An 18,992-nucleotide genomic window follows, 5' to 3' on the forward strand; every position below is an offset into this window, starting at 1 on the left:
GCACTAACACGCGCTTGCATTGCTGGAAACGTATCCAGAATACTGGCCCTAGCCCGACGGGGCGCGAGGGAGGGCCGATGAGCCGGTACGGGAAGTGGATCGAGGAAGCGGGCTTGCCCGCCTTCCAGTACGACGCCGATCACACGGTCGACGAGGCCGCCGAGTGGAATACCCGCGGCGACGGGCGCACGCGCAGGCACCAGCACGGCTTCGGCAACCGGCGCATCCAGGCGTTCGCCGACAACGACGGCACCGTCGTCCTCTGGGACGAGCTCGACGCCATGCGCTGGCTCACAGCGCCCACACCGAACGGGTCCGGCATCTCCCGCATCCGCTGCGACGAGCGGTCGTGGTCGACGCTGTTCGTCGAGCGCCCCCCGGCCGGGCCGCACGTCCGCACCTTCGGCCCCACCTGGTTCCGCGTGGCCACCGACGACGGCCGCGTCGCCGTCGAGCGCACCGTGCTCTGCCCCGAGGGCGAGCAGCCCTGGGTCCTCGTTCGGGTGCGCCTCACGGCCGTCGGCGAGCCGACGCGGCTGCAGCACGTCGAGGAATGGGCCCTGCGCCCCCGCCATCAGAACCTGTTCGCCCAGCGCGACGACCTGGGTCGCGCCGCGGCCGAGGCCATCGCCTACGAGGTGGAGGCCACTGGTGCGACGGCGACCGCACGCGAGCAGCGGGCCGAGACGGTCCCCACCGTCGTGTTGGCGGGCGACGACATGGAACCCACGACGGTGCCCCTCGTCATCGGCCGCCCCCTCGACGTCCGCCTGGAAGCTCTCGGCACGGCAGGCGTGGCCGCCGGCGACGGCGCCGCCCACCCGACGCTTACCGTCACCAGCGACGTCGAGCTTTCGGCAGGCTCGCCCGTCACCTTGTGGTTCCGCTTCGGCATCGACGATGGAACCTCGCTCGACGACCCGGAAGCCCTGTTCGACGCTTCCCTCAAGGCCCTGCGCGAGCGCCTGCCCGAAGCCGAGGCCGACACAGCACCGCAGGCCGCCCGAGAGATCCCGTGGCACATCGCCACGCTCACCGGCGGCGCCTGCGTGGACGGCGTCATCGGCGACCACGCCCTCGACCAGGCCTCCGCCTACTCCTACGTCTCGGGCTTCAACGGCGCCTCCCGCGACCCCTTCCAGCACGCGCTGCCGCTGGTCTACACCGAGCCCGACCTCGCCTTGTCGGTCCTGCGCAACACGTGCTCGTGGGCCTACCCCGACGGCTTCCTGCCCTGGGGCCTCGACGGCGAGAAGCGAGTGCGACGCGGCAAGGACCTCTGGCACCTGGGCCAGTTGGAGTACGCCTCGGACCTGCACCTGTGGGCCTTCTGGCTGGCCGCCGAGTACGCGGCGGCCACCGGCGACCTGGCTGCCTTTGCCGCCCCGTTGCCCTTCCACCCGGCCACCAAGGCCGAGCCCGTCCCGTTCATCGAGAACCTGCGCCGCCAGTTCCGCCACTTCGTCGACGAGATCGGCCTGGGCGAGCACGGCCACGTCCGCCTGCTCGGCTGCGACTGGGCCGACAGCCACGTGGGCGACATCGCCGCCCAAGGGGTCGACCGGGCCACACTGTTCGAGAAGGGCGAGTCCCTCCTCAACTCGGCCATGGCCGCCTGGGTGCTACCCGTTTTCGCGGGCCTCTGCGACCGCTTGGGCGAGGGCGCCATGGCCGCCGAAGCTCGTGAGCTCGGCGCCCACCTCCGTGGCGCGGTGGCTGTCGAGTGGAACGGCCGCTGGATCCCCCGCGCCCTGTGCGGCGATGCTCGCTTCGGCGAGGACTCGCTGTTCCTGGAAGTGCAGCCGTGGGCCATCTTGTCGGGCGCCGTCGAAGGCGACCGCGCCCGCGACCTGCTCCGCGAGATCGACGAGCGCTTGCGCCACGGGTCGCCACTGGGCGCCCGGCAGCAGTGGCCGGTCCCGACCGAGCCGTCACGCGCCGGCTTCCCCGGCGAGTGCCTCAGCGGCGGCATCTGGTTCTCGCTCAACGCCACCCTCACGTGGGCGGCCGCCCACGTCGACCGCCAGTTCGGCTGGGACGAGTGGCGGCGCATGACGCTGGCCAACCACGAGGAGCACTACCCCGAGATCTGGGAGGGCACGTTGTCGGGGCCCGATGCCTACAACAGCCCCGAAGCCCGCATCCCGGGCCGCACGTGGGCAGTCGTGGGCCTCGGCATCCAGTCGTTCCCGGTCAACAACCTGCACAGCCACGCCCAGCCCGTCATCAGTTACCTGCGCATGCTCGGCGTCGAGCCGGGGACGGCGGGCGAACTGCGAGTGGCAAGCGATCCCACAGCGTCGTTCCGCAGCCGTTCCTTCGAGGTTCGCCGCGACGGGTCCGGCCGCCTGGAGGCGTCCGGCCCGGTCGTCGTGCGCACGCCGTCGCAAACGGTCGAGGGCGGGCCGGGCACGCTGACGTGGTCGAAGTGAAGGCCACCAAGGCGACGCACGACACCACCACGGTGCTGTCGTGGTACCGCCGCATGTACGAGATCCGCGCCTTCGAGGAGCACATCCAGAAGCTGTTCTCCAAGGGTGAGGTGCGGGGCACCACCCACCTGGCCACCGGCCAGGAAGCCGTGGCCATCGGGACGGCCGAAGCCCTGCGCCCGGGCGACAAGGTGCTGTGCACCTACCGGGGCCACCACCACTGCCTGGCCCGGGGCATGAGCCCCGAGCGGGCCTTCGCCGAGATCCTCGGCCGGGCCACCGGCGTGTGCGGGGGCAAGGGCGGCTCCATGCACCTGACCGATGTGACCAAGGGGCTGTACGGCAGTTACGCCATTGTCGGTGCCCACCTGCCCATTGCCGTGGGCATGGCGTGGGCGTCGAAGATCCGTAACGAGCAGGACGTCACCGTGGTGTTCTTCGGCGACGGCACCACCACCATCGGTGCCTTCCACGAAGCGGTGAACATGGCAGCGGTGTGGTCGCTGCCCGTGTTGTTCATCTGCGAGAACAACCGGTACTCCGAGTACACGCCCATCGACAAGGTCTGCCCCGTTCCCCGGGCGGCGGCCGACCGCGCCCCGGCCTACGGCCTCGACGGCATCGTGGTCGACGGCAACGACATCGTGGCCGTGCGTGACGCCGTAGCGGCCGCCGCCGACCGGGCCCGCAGCGGAGGCGGCCCGGCGATCATCGAGGCCGAGACGTACCGCCACGGCGGCCACTCGCGGGCGGACCCGGCCAAGTACCGGCCCCAGGAGGAGGTCGACGCCTGGCTGGCCCGCGACCCCCTGGCTGCCGCCGAGCGCACGCTGCTGGCCGCAGGCGTCGACACCGCCGCGGCCCGGGCCGAGGTCGACGCCTCGCTGAACGCTGCCGTGCGGGCCGCCCTGGCCGCTCCCGAGCCCGACCTCGCCGCCATGTACACCGACGTGTTCGCACCGGAGGGTGCTCGATGACCACCATCAACTACCGCCAGGCCATTACCGAGGGCATCGCCCGGGCCATGCGACGCGACGAGCGCGTCGTCTTTCTCGGCGAGGACGTGGGAGAAGCGGGCGGCGCTTTCAAGTCGACGGTCGGGCTCATCGAGGAGTTCGGCCCCGGCCGCGTGTGGGACACGCCCATCTCCGAACAGGCCATCATCGGTGCCGCCATGGGAGCGGCGATGAACGGGCTGCGCCCCATCGCCGAGATCATGTTCTCCGACTTCCTGTCGGTGTGCTGGGACGGCATCGCCAACGAGATCGCCAAGGCTCGCTACATGACCGGCGGCCAGTTGGAGGTGCCGCTGGTCATCCGCACCCACAACGGCGCGGGCATGGGCTTCGGCGCCCAGCACTCCCAGTCGTTGGAGAACATGGCGATGATGGTCCCGGGGCTGAAGGTCGTGGCGCCGTCGAACCCGGCCGACCTCGTGGGCCTGCTGGCGTCGGCGGTCGACGACCCCGACCCGGTCCTGTTCTTCGAGCACAAGAACCTGTTCAACGACAAGGGCGAGGTGCCCGACGGCGACCACTGCGTGCCGCTGGGCCGCGCTGCCATCGTGCGGCCCGGCACCGATGTCACGATCGTGTCGTTGGCCGCCATGGTGCCGGTGGCGCTGGAAGCGGCCGAGGCACTGGGCGGCCAAGGCGTGTCGTGCGAGGTACTCGACCTGCGCTGCCTGGCGCCGCTCGACCTCGATGCCATCGTGGCCTCGGTGGAGAAGACGAGCCGCCTCGTGGTGGTGGAGGAGAACCCTCGGGCGTGCGGGTGGGGCGCCGAGATCGCATCGCTGGTGGTGGAGCACGCCTTCTGGTCGCTCGACGGCCCGATAATGCGCATCACCGGGGCTCCCGTCCCCGTGCCGTTCGCCGCCAACCTCGAAGCCGCCGCCATCCCCTCGGCCGCCGGCGTGGTCGAGCAGATGACGGCGGCCCTCGCTTCGGCCTAGTCGCTAGGGCATCACCCAGCCGCCGTCGACCACCAGGTTCTGCCCGGTGACGAACGACGAGTCGGGGCCGCAGAGGAACGACACGGCGGCAGCGAGTTCGTCCAAGCGGCCCCGGCGCTTGAGGGCCTGGCTGTCGATGATGCGGCGGTCGTAGGCCTCGCGGTCGGGGTGGACCTCTTCGGCCGCGGTGGGAAACGCCCCGGGCGACACGGTGTTCACCCGCACGCCCACGGCGCCCAGCTCCCGGGCCATGGCGCGGGTCATCGACAGGATGCCGCCCTTGGTGGTGACGTAGGCCGACAGGTCGGCCCAGCCGCCCGTCGTGGTGATCGAAGAGATGTTGACGATGGCGCCGGACCCGGCCGCTTCCATCTGCCGCGCCGCGGCCTGGGCCACCAGGAAGTAGCCCCGCAGGTTCACCGCGAGCACGTCGTCGAGGTCGGCTGTCGTCACCTCCAGGAACGGCCCGCTGGGGAAGACGCCTGCGTTGTTGACGAGGATGCCGACCGGGCCGAGCGCGCCGGCCACGTCGGCGAACAACCGGCTTATGGCATCGCCATCGCGCAGGTCGCAGGCGAAGGCACGGGCACGCCCGCCGTTCTCGGCAACGAGCTTGGCCGTTGTCTCCGCAGTGGCCTCGTCGCGGTCGACCACCGCCACCTCGTGGCCGTCTTCGGCCAGTCGGGCGGAGATGGCGCGCCCGAGGCCGCCGCCGCCACCGGTCACCAGCGCCACCGTCATGCCTTCACCTCCGCAGCCCGCTGGGCCATCGTCGTGTCGTCGGGTTGTCCGCCCACAGCCCGGATGCGCGCTTCGGACGCCGACAAGGCGTCGGCCCCGTCGAGGACGGCGAACGTGGTGTGGTACGAGCGCGACTCGCCCGCGCCGAGCCAGGTCATGGAGCCGTCGGCGCGCGCCGCCTCTTCGCCTTCGACGTGGTGCGTCGAAGGCTCCAAGCCGATGGCGTAGGCGCCCTCGCGCAGGTGCAGCCACTCGAAGAAGCAGGGGAACTCGTCGGCCCGCCACGTCATCTCGAAGCCCAGGCCGAGGCGGTCGTTCAGGAGGGCGACGCATCGGGTGCCGTCGGTGTCGGTGGCCAGCTCGTGCTCGTACACCTGCTCGGCGACGCCTCGGGCGGGGGCGGGCATGGTGCGGTACGAGATGCCCTGGTCGACCACGCTGGCCGTGCACCACCGTGTGCCGTCGACGGCGGCCACGAAACGGCTGCCTTCGTCGAGCACCGGCCATCCGACGTTCACGTGGTAGAGCTGCATGTGCGGCGTGTCGTCGGACCCGGCGTTGGTCACGGTGTCGACCAAGCGGATCTCGTTGCCGCCCAGGTCGGCTTCGATGCGCCGTCGCAGCACCAGGTGCTCGCCGAACACGCGGGCCTGGCGTACTTCGCCTTCGGCCCACAGCACGCAGCCCTCGTCGGTCCATTGCTCGCCGTAGCCGGTCAGGCGGGCAGGGATGTTGGAGATGCGGCCGTGCAGCGGCTGCCACACCGTGGGCAGGTAGTTGTAGTGCGAGCCGTCGACTTCGGCAGGGAACAGCGTGTGGTCGAGGCCGGCGGTGACGAGCAGGCCCGAGAACGACCGCACCCACGACAGGCCGTTGTCGTCGGCGTGCTCGTGCAGCCCCGGGTGCCGAAAGCCGGTGGCCGAACGCCAACCGACGGCGCGGCCTGCGTGTTCGACGGCGCCGATGTCCATGGCCCGGTCGACCAGGACCTCGAAGGCCAGGCCGGTGCCGGTGCGGAACTCGAGGCAGCGGATGCCGCGCTCGACGCCGTCGGCCAACTCCACCAACCGCACCCCGCCGACGACGCCGAGGTCGCCGCTGTAGCGAGCCAAGTCGGCCCGGTTGAAGCGTCGGTCGTTGCCCGTGATGTCGCCCATGATCCTCCGTTGTCGTTCAGGGGCCGACGACGTGATCGGCGATCAGGTCGTCGGCCGGCGTGATGCCGAGGCCGGGAGCGTTCGACGCCGTGGCCCGGCCGGGGGCGAAGGTCGGGCCGCCCTCCCAGAGCCGCCCGGCGGGGTCGAACGGGTTGTCGTCGGCGCCGAACGTCTCGATGCTGCAACCCGGGCTCCCGGCGGCGGCCACGTGGACGTGTAGCTCGGGGTAGACGTGGCACGACACCGGCACGCCCACGACGTCGGCGAACTGGCGCAGGCGCCACGCCGCCGAAATGCCGCCGATGGTTGTGGCGTCGATGCGCAAGACGGCGACGCCCGCCCGTTGCACCAAGGCGACGGCGGCGTGGCTGTCGGTCAGCTCGTCGCCCACGCCGATGGGCGCAACCCCGGCGGCCACCAGGCGGGCGTAGCCCTCGACGTCCTCCGGCACCATTGGGTCTTCGATCCAAGCCAAGGGAGCGGCGTCGGCCCACGTTCGGATCTCGTCGACGGCGTCGGCCGCTCGACGCCACCACCAGGCGGCGTCGACCACCATGCGGGCGTCGTTCGGCAGCTTGGTCGCTGCCGTCTCGAGCAGGGCGCGCATGTCGGCGGGGTCAGGCATGCGGGCCACTTTGAGCAAGCGGTGGCCGTCGGCGGCTGCGGCGGCGACCCGCTCGCCGAGCTCGGTGGCCGGTTCGCCGGTGGGATAGCCCGCCACGAGCATGCAGTCGACCTCGGGGTGCCCGCCGCCGAGCAACTGCCATACCGGCAGCCCGGCTCGCTTGCCCTTGATGTCCCACAGGGCGATGTCGAGCAACGACAGCGCTCGCTGGGCCAGGCCCACGCGTCCGGCGGCGACGGCGGCCCGGCCCACGGTGTCGACCACCGAAGCAATGCGGTCGGCGGGCAGGCCGACGGCGACGGGGGCGACCATGGTGCGCACAACCTCGGCCACCGGTGCGTCACGGGTCAGGCCGTAGGCGGTGCCGACCAGTCCCTCGTCGGTGCGGACCCGCACCACGCAGTAGCGGCGCTCGGTCACTGTCATGGGGCCGAGTTGCAGCGGTCGGGGGATCGGCAACGCCACGGTGACGGCGTCGACGGATTGGATGCGGTCCAGCGTGCTGCCCACGGGCGTGCCTCAGCTTCAGGAAACCTTTCCAGAAGACACTAGCGCGGCCGGTGCCGCCCGCGTCACCTTGCGCCGGGTGCAGCGCAGCTTTCGCCGGGCGAGAACTCGACGGGGAGCTCGATCCGGCGTGCCCGGTTTCCCTGCATGGCCCCGAGCATCAATGTGGCCGCCATGCGTCCCAGCTCCCGGGCATCGCGGGTGATGCGGGCCAGCGGGGGCTCGAGCAGTTCGGCCAGCGGCGTGGTGTCGCAGGTGACCAACGAGATGTCGCCGGGCACGTGCAGGCCGCGAGCGCGGATGGCCCGCAGGACGCCGACGAGGAGTTGGTTGCCGCCCGCGATGATGGCCGTCGGCGGGGTCGCGGAATCGAGCATGCGGGCGGTGGCAAGCTCGCCGTGCTCGGCCGTGAAGGCGCCGCAGTCGACGACTGCTCGCACCCCGCGACGCCCGGCACAGGCCTCGACCAAGGCATCGGCCCGAGCCCGCGTCGGGCGCACGGTCGGCGTGCCGCCTGCGAACCCGATGCGTCGATGGCCCAAGTCGATGAGGTGAGCGGCCGCTGCCCGCATCCCGGCCGCGTGGTCGGACAGCACGGCGCTGGTGGCGCCCGCCCCGGTGATCTCGCGGTCGACCAGGACGAACGGGCGGCCCATGTCGCGGAGCAGGCGGGCCGCCACCCGGTTGCGCTCGTCGGCCAACGACACGATCATCCCGTCGACGCGGCGCTGGCGCAGCACCCGGAGCTGGGCGGCATCCTGTTCAGGGGCGCCCTGCGAGTTGGCGATGATCATGGCGAAACCCGCCTCTTGCAGGGCCAGCTCGGCGCCGACGGCAATCTCCGAGAACAGCGGGTTGGAGATGTCGCCGACGAGGAAGCCCACGGTCGAGGTGACGCCCCGTCGCAAGCTCTGGGCCAAGAAGTCGGGCTCGTAGCCGACCGCTTCCACGGCTTCCAGGACGCGGGCCTTCATCTCGGCGCTCACGTCGGGGTGGCCGGACAGCACCCGGGAGACCGACGAGATCGCCACGCCTGCAGTGGTGGCGACGTCTTTGATGCCGACTCGTCCGTTCTCTGCCTGTCGCGGCACCCGCGTCCTCCACTTCTCGGCTTCCCCCGCTTGCCGCCGGAGTCGGCTGCACGGCCGCCCGATACTATCCGACGAGGTTCCCCGGAATCGTTTACTGGACGGAGGCAGGATGGAACAGGGCATGGTCGCGCTCGTCACCGGCGGGGCGCGGGGGATCGGCTTGGCAACGGCTCGAATGTTGGCCGCCGACGGGTGGACCGTCGTGGTCGGCGACTGCGACGAGGCGCAGACGGCCGCGGCAGCCGAGGATGCGCAGTGTCACTCGACCGTGCTCGACGTCACTGACGCCGCCTCCGTCGACGCTGCCGTCGACGGGGCCGTGGCCCGGTTCGGCCGCCTCGACCTGCTCGTCAACAACGCAGGCATCCAGCGCCACGCGCCACTGGAGGCCCTGGCTTGGTCGGACTGGACCGACGTGCTCGACGTGAACCTGCACGGCACCCTGCGCTGCATGCAGGCGGCCGCCCGCCACATGCTCCCGGCCGGGCGGGGGTGCATCGTGAACCTGGTGTCGATCACCGCCGCTCGCGGCGCGCCGGCTCGGTCCGCCTACGTGGCGTCGAAGTCGGCCGTCATCGGCCTCACGCGGACGGCGGCCGTCGAGTGGGCGACGCGTGGCGTGCGGGTCAACGCAGTAGGCCCGGGGTACGTCGCCACCGACCTCATCCTCGACGCCATCGCCGAGGGCACCATCAGCGAGGCGCCCATCCGGGCGGCCACGCCGATGGGCCGCATGGCCGAACCTGACGAGATCGCCCAGGTGATCAGGTTCTTGGCCTCCGATGCCGCGTCATACGTGACCGGCCAAGTGGTGTACGCCGACGGTGGCTTCCTCGCCGGTTACGGGGTGGGCTCTTCCACCCTGGGTTGACCAGCGGCCCCTCGCCGTTTCATGACGGGTGTCGGAAAACGTTTCGTGTACGGAGGGTCCTCGACGCGGGCGGTCGGCGCGACACGATGCGAGGGATCGATGCATCCAGGTAGGCCTTCCGAAACGTTTCCAGAAACGTAGCGTTTCCGATGCGGAATCCCTTGACTGAGCCTGCGCAACCGTGCTGTCATGACTAGAAACGTTTCCACCCCCCCACCCCAGGGAGTCTTCGTTGATGCGTGGTACCCGTGCCCTGGCCGCACTGGCAGCCTTCTCGCTGTTGGCTGCCGCCTGCGGTAGTTCCACCGCTTATCGCCAAGCGAACTCGAAGCAGCAGCAGGGGGGCGAGGAAGGGGAGTTCGGCGTCGGCCCCGACGGCAAGCCCCTCGAGGGTGGCGTTCCTGGGCAGGAGCCCGGTGTACAGGGCACGCCCGGCACGACCGGCACCACCGGCCTCGCTCCCGGGGCCAACGGCGGCGACCCGACACGTCCCGGCCCAGGGACGACAACAGGCCCGGGCCCGACCGGCCCCGGCAACACGGCGCCCATCCGACTCGGCTACGTCATCGCCGACAACCGCGAGGTCGAGCAGATCACCGGCAGGAAAGCAGGCGACGCCAGCGCCGCCGAGCGCGAGATGCAGGCGCTCATCAGTTGGGCCAACAAGACCGGTGGGATCGGCGGCCGCAAGATCGACGCCAAGGGCTACACGATCTCGCAGACTTCGAACGACTCCCAGCGCACGGCGGCCTGCGTGGCCATGACCGAGGACGACAAGCGCGAGGTCGTCATCGACTCGGTGGTGTTCGGGACGGAAGCCAGCTACGCCTGCTTCGCCAAGCACAAGACGACGTTTATGGGTGCGGTGACCACCAGTTCCAGCGGCTACCTGCAGTCGACGGCGCCGTACATCATGACGACCAACGCAGGCCTGGACCGGGAGATGCAGGTGCTCCCGCAGGCCCTGAAGGAAGCCGGGTACTTCGAGGGGGAAAAGGTCGGCGTGATCCTCGACGACATCCCCAACCTGCGGGCCGCCTACCAGCAGCACCTGGTGCCGGCCATGCAGCGAGCAGGCGTGCCGATCGCCGACGTCCGCTTCGTCGGCTACGAGGGCACCGCATCGGAGCACGCCCAGATGGGCAACGCCGTGCTCGACTTCAAGGACAAGAAGATCCAGCGCGTGATCATGTTCACCTACGCGCTGAACTACCTCTCGTTCACAAGCCAGGCCCGATCGCAGACATACAACCCGCGCTACGCCTACACCGACTACATGGCGTTGAACGCGGTGGCGTTGGCCTTCGGCGCCGCCGCCCAGAACGCCAACGCCATGGGCTTGAGCACCGTCGACGGCATGGTGGTCGACGACAACTCGCGAGGCTTCGGTGACACCACGCCGGTGCCCCGGGAGAAGCTGTCGCCGGGGAGGCAACGCTGCCTCGACATCCTCTCGCAGGAAACCGGCCGCGACTACTACCGGCCCCAGGAGTCGGGCCGCACCAACGTGGTCTTCATCCACTGCGACAGCTTCTTGTTGTGGCTCGACACAGCCCGGGCGACCGGCCCGTCGTGGGCGCCGGGTGCGAGTGCCCCTGCGCTGCGCCGACTCGGCACCGGCTTCCTCACGGCGACGCAGAAGGCCACCAACTTCGGCACCGGCCGCTTCGACGGGGCGAGCTCCTACCGCCTGGGCAAGCGCGACGACAGGTGCAACTGCTACGTGAAGGTCATCGACTGGCGCCCGTTGCCCTGATGCCGAGCCCACGTACCGAAAACGTTTCTACAAATCACGGCGACGAGCTGTCGGAGGACGGATGACGAGCGGAGCAGTAACCGAGGACAACGTGGTGACGGGTGGCGCGGCGCCGCCGTCGCCGGTCCTGCACGTGGAGCGGGTCGAGGTGGTGCCCTTGCGCGTGCCGCTCGAGCGCCGCTTCCAGGGATCGCACTACTCGATGAACTCACGATGCACCCTGATCGTGCGCGTCTACACCACCGAAGGTGTCGTCGGGATCTCCTACAACGGTGACGAAGCAGGCACCCAGCTGGAGATCGCCCGGATCATCACCGACGAGCTCGGCCCGTTGGTGAAAGGCATGGCCGTGCCGGGCCATGCCGCCCTGTGGAACGCCATGCTCCCGCCGACGTTCGACATCCTCCGCGACCGTCGCCTGGTGATCATGGCCATGGCTGCCCTCGATTCGGCGTTGTGGGACGCCGCCGGCAAGGCGATGGGCATGCCCTTGTGGCGCGTGTGGGGCGGCGCACAGCCCGCCCTGCCACTCATCGCCATCGGTGGCTACTACTGGGACGACCCCGCGGAGACGGTCTCGGAGATGGAGGACTACCTGGCCCTCGGCATCGCCGGGTGCAAGTTCAAGGTCGGCGGGGCCACCCCCGAGGTCGATGCCGAACGGCTGCGGGTGGCGAGGAAGGCAGCGGGGCCCGACTTCGTGCTGATGGCCGACGCCAACCAGGGCTACACGCTGTCGGAAGCGCTGCGTTTCGCCGAACTGGTCGCCGATTGCAACGTGCGCTGGTTCGAGGAGCCGGTGAACTGGATGAACGACCGCCTCGACATGGCGGCACTGCGCCATCGCTGCGCCATCCCCATCGCCGCCGGGCAGAGCGAGTTCACCCGCGCAGGGGCTCGTGACCTGATCGTGAGCGGTGCCGTCGACGTCTGCAACTTCGATGCGTCGTGGAGCGGCGGGCCGACCGAGTGGCTGCGGGTGGCAGCGGTGGCCCACGCGTTCGGCGTGGAGATGGCGCACCACGAAGAGCCCCAGATCGCCGCCCACCTGCTCGCCGCCGTGCCCAACGGGACGTACGTCGAGTGCTTCCACCCCGAGCGAGACCCGATGTTCTGGCAGTTGCTCGCCAATCGTGGCGGCCCCCAGGCCGGCATGTACGTGCTCGGCGACGCGCCAGGCTTCGGGCTCGAGCTCGACGAGCAGTTCGTGGCGCGATGGCGCGAGGACCGTTGAGGCGCCTCGCCGCCGGCCTGGCTGTCGCAGCGCTGCTCACCGGCGGCTGCGCCGTCAGCGGCATCAACCTCGTGCAGGACCAGCGGGTGAGGATCCTGGCCCCCGGCCCCGATGACGAGGTCACCGTGCCTCTGACCATCCGCTGGGAAGCCGAGCGCGTGGAGGGCCTGACCTTCGCCGTGTTCGTCGACCGCGCACCGATCAAGCCCGGCGCGTCGCTGCGGTCCTTGGCCGAGGACGACGACGTCTGCCTGTCGCGACCCGACTGCCCCGACGCCGGATACCTCGCCTCCAAAGGGGTCTACGTGACGACCGAGCCCTCAGTCACCCTCCCAGGCCTGCCGGATCACCGCGCCACCGAGGAGCACCGCCGCGACCCGCACTTCGCCACCATCGTGCTCATCGACGGGGACCGCCGCGTGGGCGAGAGCGCCTGGTACCGGGATTTCTCGATCATCCGGAAGTCGACGTGACCGACACCCTGCACGACGATGCCGCCGTCGTCGAGGTCGAAGAGACCCAGGCGGCGCTGCGCAAGGCGGGCCGCTCCGTCCTCGGCATCACGGGCGACGAGAACGCCCCGCCCCTGCGCCGCATCCTCAGCGAGGAGGGGCTGAGCTGGTACCCGCTCTTCGCCCTGTGCGCTCTGGCCCTGGTCGACCAGTTCCAATCCCGCGCCTTCATCGTCCTGGCCCCGGAGATCGCCCAAGCCTTCGGCTTGGCGCCCGCCGCCATCGCCGCCTTCGGCTCCCTGCAGGCACTGACCCTGTCGGTTGCCGCCCTTCCCGCCGCCGCCTTCGTGCAGCGGAAGGCTCGCCGCGGCGCGGTGGCGATCGTGACCGCGGTGGGATGGGGGTTGGCGACGCTGTGCACCGGCTTCGTCGGCAACCCCTTCGGCCTGCTGATGGTGACCTTGCTCGACGGCGCGTCGAGCGGGTCGGTGCGGACCGTGCACGGCCCACTGCTGTTCGACCATTACCCGCCTGCGGCCAGGGGCCGCATGCTGTCGACCTACCTGGCGGCCACCTACGCCGCCGGGGTGATCGCGCCGGCTTCGGTGGCCATCTTGACGGCGTTGAACCTGACCTGGCGCGGCGTGTTCGTCGTGCTCGGCGTGGTGTGCCTGGCCACCGCTGCGGCCGCCTCGCGCCTTCGTGACCCGGGCTTCGGCCGCTTCGACACCGCTCGCATCCGCGGCTTGGTGAGGGACGAACCGGTGGAGGAGGAGCCGGGCCTCGACCTCGGCTTCTTCGAGGTGGTGCGGCGCATCTGGCTCATTCCCACGGTGAAGCGGGTGATGGTCGCCTCGACCCTGCTGGGGATCATGCTCACCCCGCTCATCACGTTCATGGTCTTCTACCTGGCCGAGCGGTGGCACCAGGGGCCGACGGCGCGGGCCGTGTTCTCCGCCCTCACCGCTGCCCTCGCCGTGCCTGCGCTCATCGTCATGGGCGGGCGCATCGAGCGCAACTTCCGCCACGATCCCTCTCGCGTCGTGGTGCAGAGCGGCACCTTCCTGGCCGTCGGCGTCGTCGGCCTCGGCGTGGGGGTCCTGTCGCCGTGGTTCGTGGGCATGGGCGTGCTCTTCGCCATCGGCAACACCGCATTCGCCCTGACCGTCCCCGCGCTGGCCATGTCGGTGCAGGCGGTGCTGCCGCCCGCGATGCGCGCCCACGCCGCTGCCCTGCAGGGGATCATGCTCTTCGGCGCCGGGTCGTTCGTCGGGGTGATCTTCCTCTCGGGCATCGACCGGCGCCTGGGGCCGACGGGCGCGGTGATCGCCATGGCCATCCCCGGGCTGGCGTCGGCCGCCGTGCTCGCCAGTTGCCGCAAGACGATCAACGCCGACATCGACCGCGTGGTCGACGACATCGTCGAGGAAGAGGAGATCCGCAAGCTGGTGTCGTCGGGCGTGCGCCTGCCCATGCTGGCATGCCGCAACATCGACTTCAGCTACGACCAGCTGCAGGTGCTCTTCGACGTGTCGTTCTCGGTCGACGAAGGCGAGATGGTCGCCCTGCTCGGCACGAACGGGGCGGGCAAGTCGACCCTGCTGCGGGCCATCACCGGCCTGGGCTTGCCGTCGTCGGGATCGGTGCGCTTCCGGGGCGCCGACATCACCTACGTCGACCCCCAGCGGCGGGTCGGGTTGGGCATCACCCAGATCGCCGGCGGCAAGGCCACGTTCCCCCGGCTGACGGTGGTGGAGAACCTGCGGGCCTTCGGCTACGGGCGAGGCCGCGACACCCGCGCCGTCGACCGCGGCATCGAGGCCACCTTCGACGCCTTCCCTCGGCTGGCCGAACGGCGCGACCAACTGGCGGGCACCCTGTCGGGCGGCGAAGCCCAGATGCTCGCCCTGGGCCGGGCGCTGATCCTCGAGCCGCCCCTGCTCTGCATCGACGAGCTGTCGTTGGGCCTGGCGCCCAAGGTCGTGGGCGAGTTGCTGGAGATGGTGCGGCGCATCAATGCCCAGGGCACGGCGGTGGTCCTCGTCGAGCAGAGCGTGAACATCGCCCTCTCGCTGGTCGACCACGTCTATTTCATGGAACGCGGGGAGATCCGCTTCGACGGCAAGGCGCGTGACCTGCTCGGCCGGGACGACTTGCTCCGGTCGGTCTTCCTCGAAGGTGCAACGAAGGGACTCGCCCGGTGATCGCTGTTTCTGTACCCCTCCCCCTGGTCCTCCTGGGGGTGGTCATCGGGCTGACGTACGGGCTGCTGGCGGTCGGCCTGGTGCTGATCTACCGCTCGAACCGCATCATCAACTTCGCCCACGGCGAGATCGGCGGCTTCGCCGCGGCCCTGCTGGTGGTGTTCGTGGTGCGCAACAACTTGCCGTACTGGCTCGTCTTCCCGTTTGCCTTGGCGGCGGGTGCCGGGGCGGCGATGACGGTGGAGGCGGTGGCCGTCCGCCGCATCCGCCGGGCGCCCGCCCCGATGAGCATCATCGCCACCTTGGGGGCAGGCACGTTCCTTGCCCTGTTCGGCCTCGCCATCAACACCGGCCTGCGCCGCGGCTCGGCCTTTCCGCAGCCCCCGGGCCTCCCCTCGTTCGCCGTCGGCCAGCTGGTGCTGACCCCGGCCTACGTCGCCATGCTCGTGATCACGCCGCTGCTCGTCGTCGGCTTGGCGCTGTTCCTGCGCTTTACCCGCTACGGCGTGGCCATGCGGGCAGCCGCCGACAACAGCGACACGGCGTCGATGAGCGGGATCTCGCCCACCCGCATGTCGTCGATCACCTGGGGGATCGCCGGCGTGGTCTCGGCCTACACCGCCATCCTGCAGATGCCGTCGGCGGGCGTGATGGTGGCGGGCATGTCGGTGGGGCCCGCGCTGCTGTTGCGGGCGTTGCTGGCCGCGGTGATCGCCCGCCTCGACAGCCTGCCGCGGGCGTTGGCAGCGGGCGTCGGCATCGGCGTGGTCGAGCAGGTGCTGTTGTGGAACAACCCCTCCAGCGGCCAAGTGGAAGCGCTGCTGTTCTTCTGCACCATGGTCGCCCTGTTCGCCCTCCGACGCCGCAGCGGGCGGGAGGAAGCCCAGGGGTCGTGGCTGGCGGCCACGCCGTGGCCGCCCCTGCCCGAACGGCTGCGCCAGGTGTGGGCCATCCGCAACTTGGGCCGCCTCGCCTTCGTGGCCACCTTCCTGCTCTTCGTGCTGGTCTCACTGACGACGAACCGTGCCGCCTACACCTTCACCCTCGTCGCCGGGTACTCGCTCGTGGGCCTCTCGGTCTTCGTGGTCACGGGGCTCACCGGGCAACTGTCGCTCGGCCAGTTCGCTTTGGCGGGCGTGGGCGCCATCGCCAGCTACCAGGTCGCCGTACGCGGCGGCGACCCGGTGGTCGGCGTGCTCCTTTCGGGGCTGACGGCGGCGGTCGCCGCCGTGCTCATCGGGCTGCCCGCCCTGCGACTGCGAGGGTTGCTGCTGACGGTGAGCACCATCTCGTTCGCCTTGATGTGCCAGGGGTGGTTGTTCAGCCAGTCATGGGCCTTCTCCGGCGGCGTCGATCCCGGTCGCCCCATCTACTTCGATCGCGCCTTTTTGTCGTCGAAGTCGTACTACTTGTTCGCCCTGCCGTTCCTAGCCGTGGGTTTCCTCCTCGTGTGGAACGTGGCTCGCGGGGGCGTCGGTCGAGCCTTCGTGGCCGTGCGCGACAACGAAGACGGCGCTCGCGCATTCGGCGTTCGGGCCATGCGCACGAAGCTCCTCAGCTTCGCCATCGCCGGCTTCCTCGCCGGCCTCGGCGGCGCCGTCATCCTCCATGCCGAGGCCCGGGTCACCGCCGGCACCTTCGGCGCCGCGGCCAGCGTGACCGTGGTGGCCATGAGCGTGATCGGCGGCATCTCGTTGCTCTCCGGTTCGCTCATCGGCGCCCTGTACCTCATCGCCTTGCCCGCCTTCGTGCCGCTCGACTCGGCGGCCTCGGCGGCGAGCACGTTGGGGTGGCTGTTTCTCATCCTCTACTTCCCCGGCGGCGTGGCCCAGTTGGTGCGCCCCCTGCGAGAGCGGCTGATCGTGCTGTTGGCGCGACGGGCGGGCGTCGACCCCACAGACGCGGCGGCCGAGGCGGCCACGTCGGAGGAGGCGTCGGCCATCACCGGCGCCGTGCGGCTGGCCGACGCGCCGCAGGTGGCGTCCGTCGAGCAGGGTGGCAACGCCGCAGGTGTGCAGGTGCGCGACATCCGCCGCCACTTCGGTGGCGTGCGCGCTGTCGACGGCGTGACCATCGACGTGCAGCCGCGGGAGATCCTCGGGATCATTGGGCCCAACGGCGCAGGCAAGACGACCTTGTTCGAGATCATCGGCGGCTTCACCGCCCCCGATGCCGGCTCGGTGATCTTCGACGGCACCGACGTGACGAAGTTGGCGCCGGAGGGCCGGGCCGCCCTCGGCATCGTGCGCTCGTTCCAGGACGCCCGCCTGTTCCCGACGATGACGGTGCTGGAGTGCGTGCGACTGTCGTTGGAACGGCAGTCGAAGACGCCGGTGGTGGCGTCCCTGCTCGGGTTGCCCACGGCATCACGGCGAGAGCGTGAGCGTGATGTCCAGGCCCGGGCGCTGGTCGAGACCATGGGGCTCGACGCCTACCGTTCGAAGACGGTGGCCGAGCTGTCGACGGGCACCCGTCGCATCACCGAGTTGGCGTGCATCGTGGCCATGCGGCCTCGGCTCCTCCTCCTGGACGAGCCGTCGTCGGGCATCGCCCAGCGGGAGTCCGAAGCGCTGGCCGATGTCATCCGCATGATCCGCGATCGCCTCGACACCACCGTCATCGTCATCGAGCACGACATCCCGCTGGTGACCTCGATCAGCGACCGCATGATCGCCATGGACTTGGGCCAGGTCATCGCCGGCGGGAGCCCCACCGAGGTGTGCAGCCACCCGGCGGTGGTCGAGAGCTACCTAGGCGGCAACATGGCGGCTATCGAACGGTCCGGTCGCGTCCGGCGTCGGCGCTCCCGGGCGGCCGTGCCGCAGGTGTCGAACGGCAACGGCAACGGCCACGGGCACGCGGGCGCAGCCGACGGCGCCCGCTGCGAGGCTGTCACCCGCTCCGGCGAGCGCTGCTCGCGGGCCGCCTCCGTCGACGGCGTCTGCGGCCAGCACGCCAAGGTCAGCTCGGCCTGATCCCGGCCGCGGAGAACGCGCGTGCTCGACAACCGACCCGTCGACGTGGGCGGCATCGACATCGCCGAAGAAGGCATCCGCCTGTACGAAGCGTTTCGCAAAGGCCCGGGCCGCATCGTCGACTTTGACGACTGAGGCCGCGTCGCCGCCTCGTTTCACGGGACTTGGGGACGGGTGAGCAGCGGGTTTTCCGCAAGTATGAAGGCCATGCCTCTGGTCACCCTCGACGTCGTCGACGGCGTCGCCACCGTCACGCTGCGCGACGCCGAGCGGCGCAACGCACTGACGTTGCCGATGGTCGCCGAACTGGTCGACATCTTCGACGCCATCGAAGCCGACGACGCGGTGGGCGCCGTGGTGGTGACGGGGGAGCCGCCTGCGTTCTGCGCGGGCGCCGACCTGTCGCACCTGTCGGGCTCGTCGGCGGGCAGCACCGAGGACTCCCTGCGGGCGATCTACGAGGGCTTCCTGCGCGTGGGCCGCTCGCCGCTGCCGACGCTGGCGGCGGTGAACGGCGCCGCAGTGGGCGCAGGCATGAACCTGGCGCTGGTGTGCGACGTTCGTCTCGCCGCCGCGGGCGCCCGCTTCGACACGCGGTTCCTCAAGTTGGGCCTCCACCCCGGCGGCGGCCACACGTGGATGCTCCGCCGGGTCGCAGGCCCGCAGGCGACGGCCGCGCTGGTGCTCTTCGGCGAGGTGGTCGACGGCGCCGAGGCCGAGCGCATCGGGCTCGTGCACCGCTGCGTGGCCGACGACGAGCTCCTCTTCACGGCGCATGCCATGGCCGCTCGGGCCGCCGCCGCGCCCCGCGAACTGGTTCGCCGGGTCAAGGCGACGGTCGCCGACATGGCCGCCGTCACCGACCACCAAGACGCCGTCGACCGGGAGCTGGTCGACCAGGTGTGGTCGATGGCCCAGCCCGCCTTCCGTGAGCGGCTGGCCGGGCTGCGGGCGCAGATCAGCTCCCGCTGAACGCGCACCCCCGTACCCTGA

The 18,992-nt window shown here is 70.7% G+C and carries 14 protein-coding genes; 10 read left to right on the forward strand and 4 right to left on the reverse strand.

Going from position 1 to position 18,992, the window contains the following annotated elements:
• Positions 1 to 77: 77 nt before the first annotated feature.
• Genes VM938_10900 through VM938_10910 form a run of 3 tightly spaced genes read left to right on the forward strand, consistent with a single transcriptional unit; the run spans position 78 to position 4,386 of the window.
• Complete coding sequence (locus tag VM938_10900; protein ID HVF75546.1) at positions 78 to 2,432, forward strand: hypothetical protein; 2,355 nt, start codon at positions 78 to 80, stop codon at positions 2,430 to 2,432.
• Positions 2,420 to 3,409, forward strand: coding sequence for a thiamine pyrophosphate-dependent dehydrogenase E1 component subunit alpha (locus tag VM938_10905; protein ID HVF75547.1), 990 nt, complete (start codon positions 2,420 to 2,422; stop codon positions 3,407 to 3,409). The genes VM938_10900 and VM938_10905 overlap by 13 nt, the downstream gene beginning before the upstream one ends.
• Complete coding sequence (locus tag VM938_10910; GenBank protein HVF75548.1) at positions 3,406 to 4,386, forward strand: alpha-ketoacid dehydrogenase subunit beta; 981 nt, start codon at positions 3,406 to 3,408, stop codon at positions 4,384 to 4,386. Before VM938_10905 ends, VM938_10910 begins: the two co-directional genes overlap by 4 nt.
• A 3-nt stretch (positions 4,387 to 4,389) precedes the next feature.
• Here the strand turns inward: VM938_10910 and VM938_10915 are convergent, their stop codons facing one another.
• The 4 genes from VM938_10915 to VM938_10930 form a co-directional block, all read right to left on the reverse strand.
• Entirely contained in the window at positions 4,390 to 5,127 is a 738-nt protein-coding gene (locus tag VM938_10915) for an SDR family oxidoreductase (protein HVF75549.1), read from the reverse strand.
• Complete coding sequence (locus VM938_10920) at positions 5,124 to 6,284, reverse strand: aldose 1-epimerase family protein (GenBank protein HVF75550.1); 1,161 nt, start codon at positions 6,282 to 6,284, stop codon at positions 5,124 to 5,126. Before VM938_10920 ends, VM938_10915 begins: the two co-directional genes overlap by 4 nt.
• 16 nt (positions 6,285 to 6,300) lie before the next feature.
• On the reverse strand, positions 6,301 to 7,419 hold the full coding sequence (locus VM938_10925; protein HVF75551.1) for a mandelate racemase/muconate lactonizing enzyme family protein: 1,119 nt from the start codon (positions 7,417 to 7,419) through the stop codon (positions 6,301 to 6,303).
• A gap of 62 nt (positions 7,420 to 7,481) precedes the next feature.
• Positions 7,482 to 8,507 carry a LacI family DNA-binding transcriptional regulator gene (locus tag VM938_10930; protein HVF75552.1) on the reverse strand — a complete coding sequence of 342 codons (1,026 nt, stop codon included), beginning with the start codon at positions 8,505 to 8,507 and terminating at the stop codon, positions 7,482 to 7,484.
• Positions 8,508 to 8,616: 109 nt separating this feature from the next.
• Between VM938_10930 and VM938_10935 the strand changes: the two genes are divergently transcribed.
• The 7 genes from VM938_10935 to VM938_10965 all read left to right on the forward strand — a co-directional run bounded on the left by VM938_10935 (position 8,617) and on the right by VM938_10965 (position 18,971).
• Positions 8,617 to 9,378, forward strand: a complete 762-nt coding sequence (locus VM938_10935) for an SDR family oxidoreductase (protein ID HVF75553.1) — start codon at positions 8,617 to 8,619, stop codon at positions 9,376 to 9,378.
• A 235-nt stretch (positions 9,379 to 9,613) separates the two neighbouring features.
• A complete protein-coding gene (locus VM938_10940) occupies positions 9,614 to 11,134 on the forward strand; it encodes an ABC transporter substrate-binding protein (protein HVF75554.1) in 1,521 nt (506 codons plus the stop codon).
• 61 nt (positions 11,135 to 11,195) lie between these two features.
• Entirely contained in the window at positions 11,196 to 12,368 is a 1,173-nt protein-coding gene (locus VM938_10945) for a mandelate racemase/muconate lactonizing enzyme family protein (GenBank protein ID HVF75555.1), read from the forward strand.
• On the forward strand, positions 12,365 to 12,841 hold the full coding sequence (locus tag VM938_10950; protein HVF75556.1) for a hypothetical protein: 477 nt from the start codon (positions 12,365 to 12,367) through the stop codon (positions 12,839 to 12,841). Before VM938_10945 ends, VM938_10950 begins: the two co-directional genes overlap by 4 nt.
• Positions 12,838 to 15,024 carry an MFS transporter gene (locus VM938_10955; protein ID HVF75557.1) on the forward strand — a complete coding sequence of 729 codons (2,187 nt, stop codon included), beginning with the start codon at positions 12,838 to 12,840 and terminating at the stop codon, positions 15,022 to 15,024. The genes VM938_10950 and VM938_10955 overlap by 4 nt, the downstream gene beginning before the upstream one ends.
• Positions 15,021 to 17,999: an ATP-binding cassette domain-containing protein gene (locus tag VM938_10960; GenBank protein HVF75558.1), complete on the forward strand. Its 2,979-nt coding sequence runs from the start codon at positions 15,021 to 15,023 to the stop codon at positions 17,997 to 17,999. The genes VM938_10955 and VM938_10960 overlap by 4 nt, the downstream gene beginning before the upstream one ends.
• A 207-nt stretch (positions 18,000 to 18,206) precedes the next feature.
• A complete protein-coding gene (locus tag VM938_10965; protein ID HVF75559.1) occupies positions 18,207 to 18,971 on the forward strand; it encodes an enoyl-CoA hydratase in 765 nt (254 codons plus the stop codon).
• Positions 18,972 to 18,992: the final 21 nt, after the last annotated feature.

Source organism: Acidimicrobiales bacterium (genome assembly GCA_035536915.1).
Taxonomy (GTDB): Bacteria; Actinomycetota; Acidimicrobiia; order Acidimicrobiales; family JAHWLA01; genus JAHWLA01.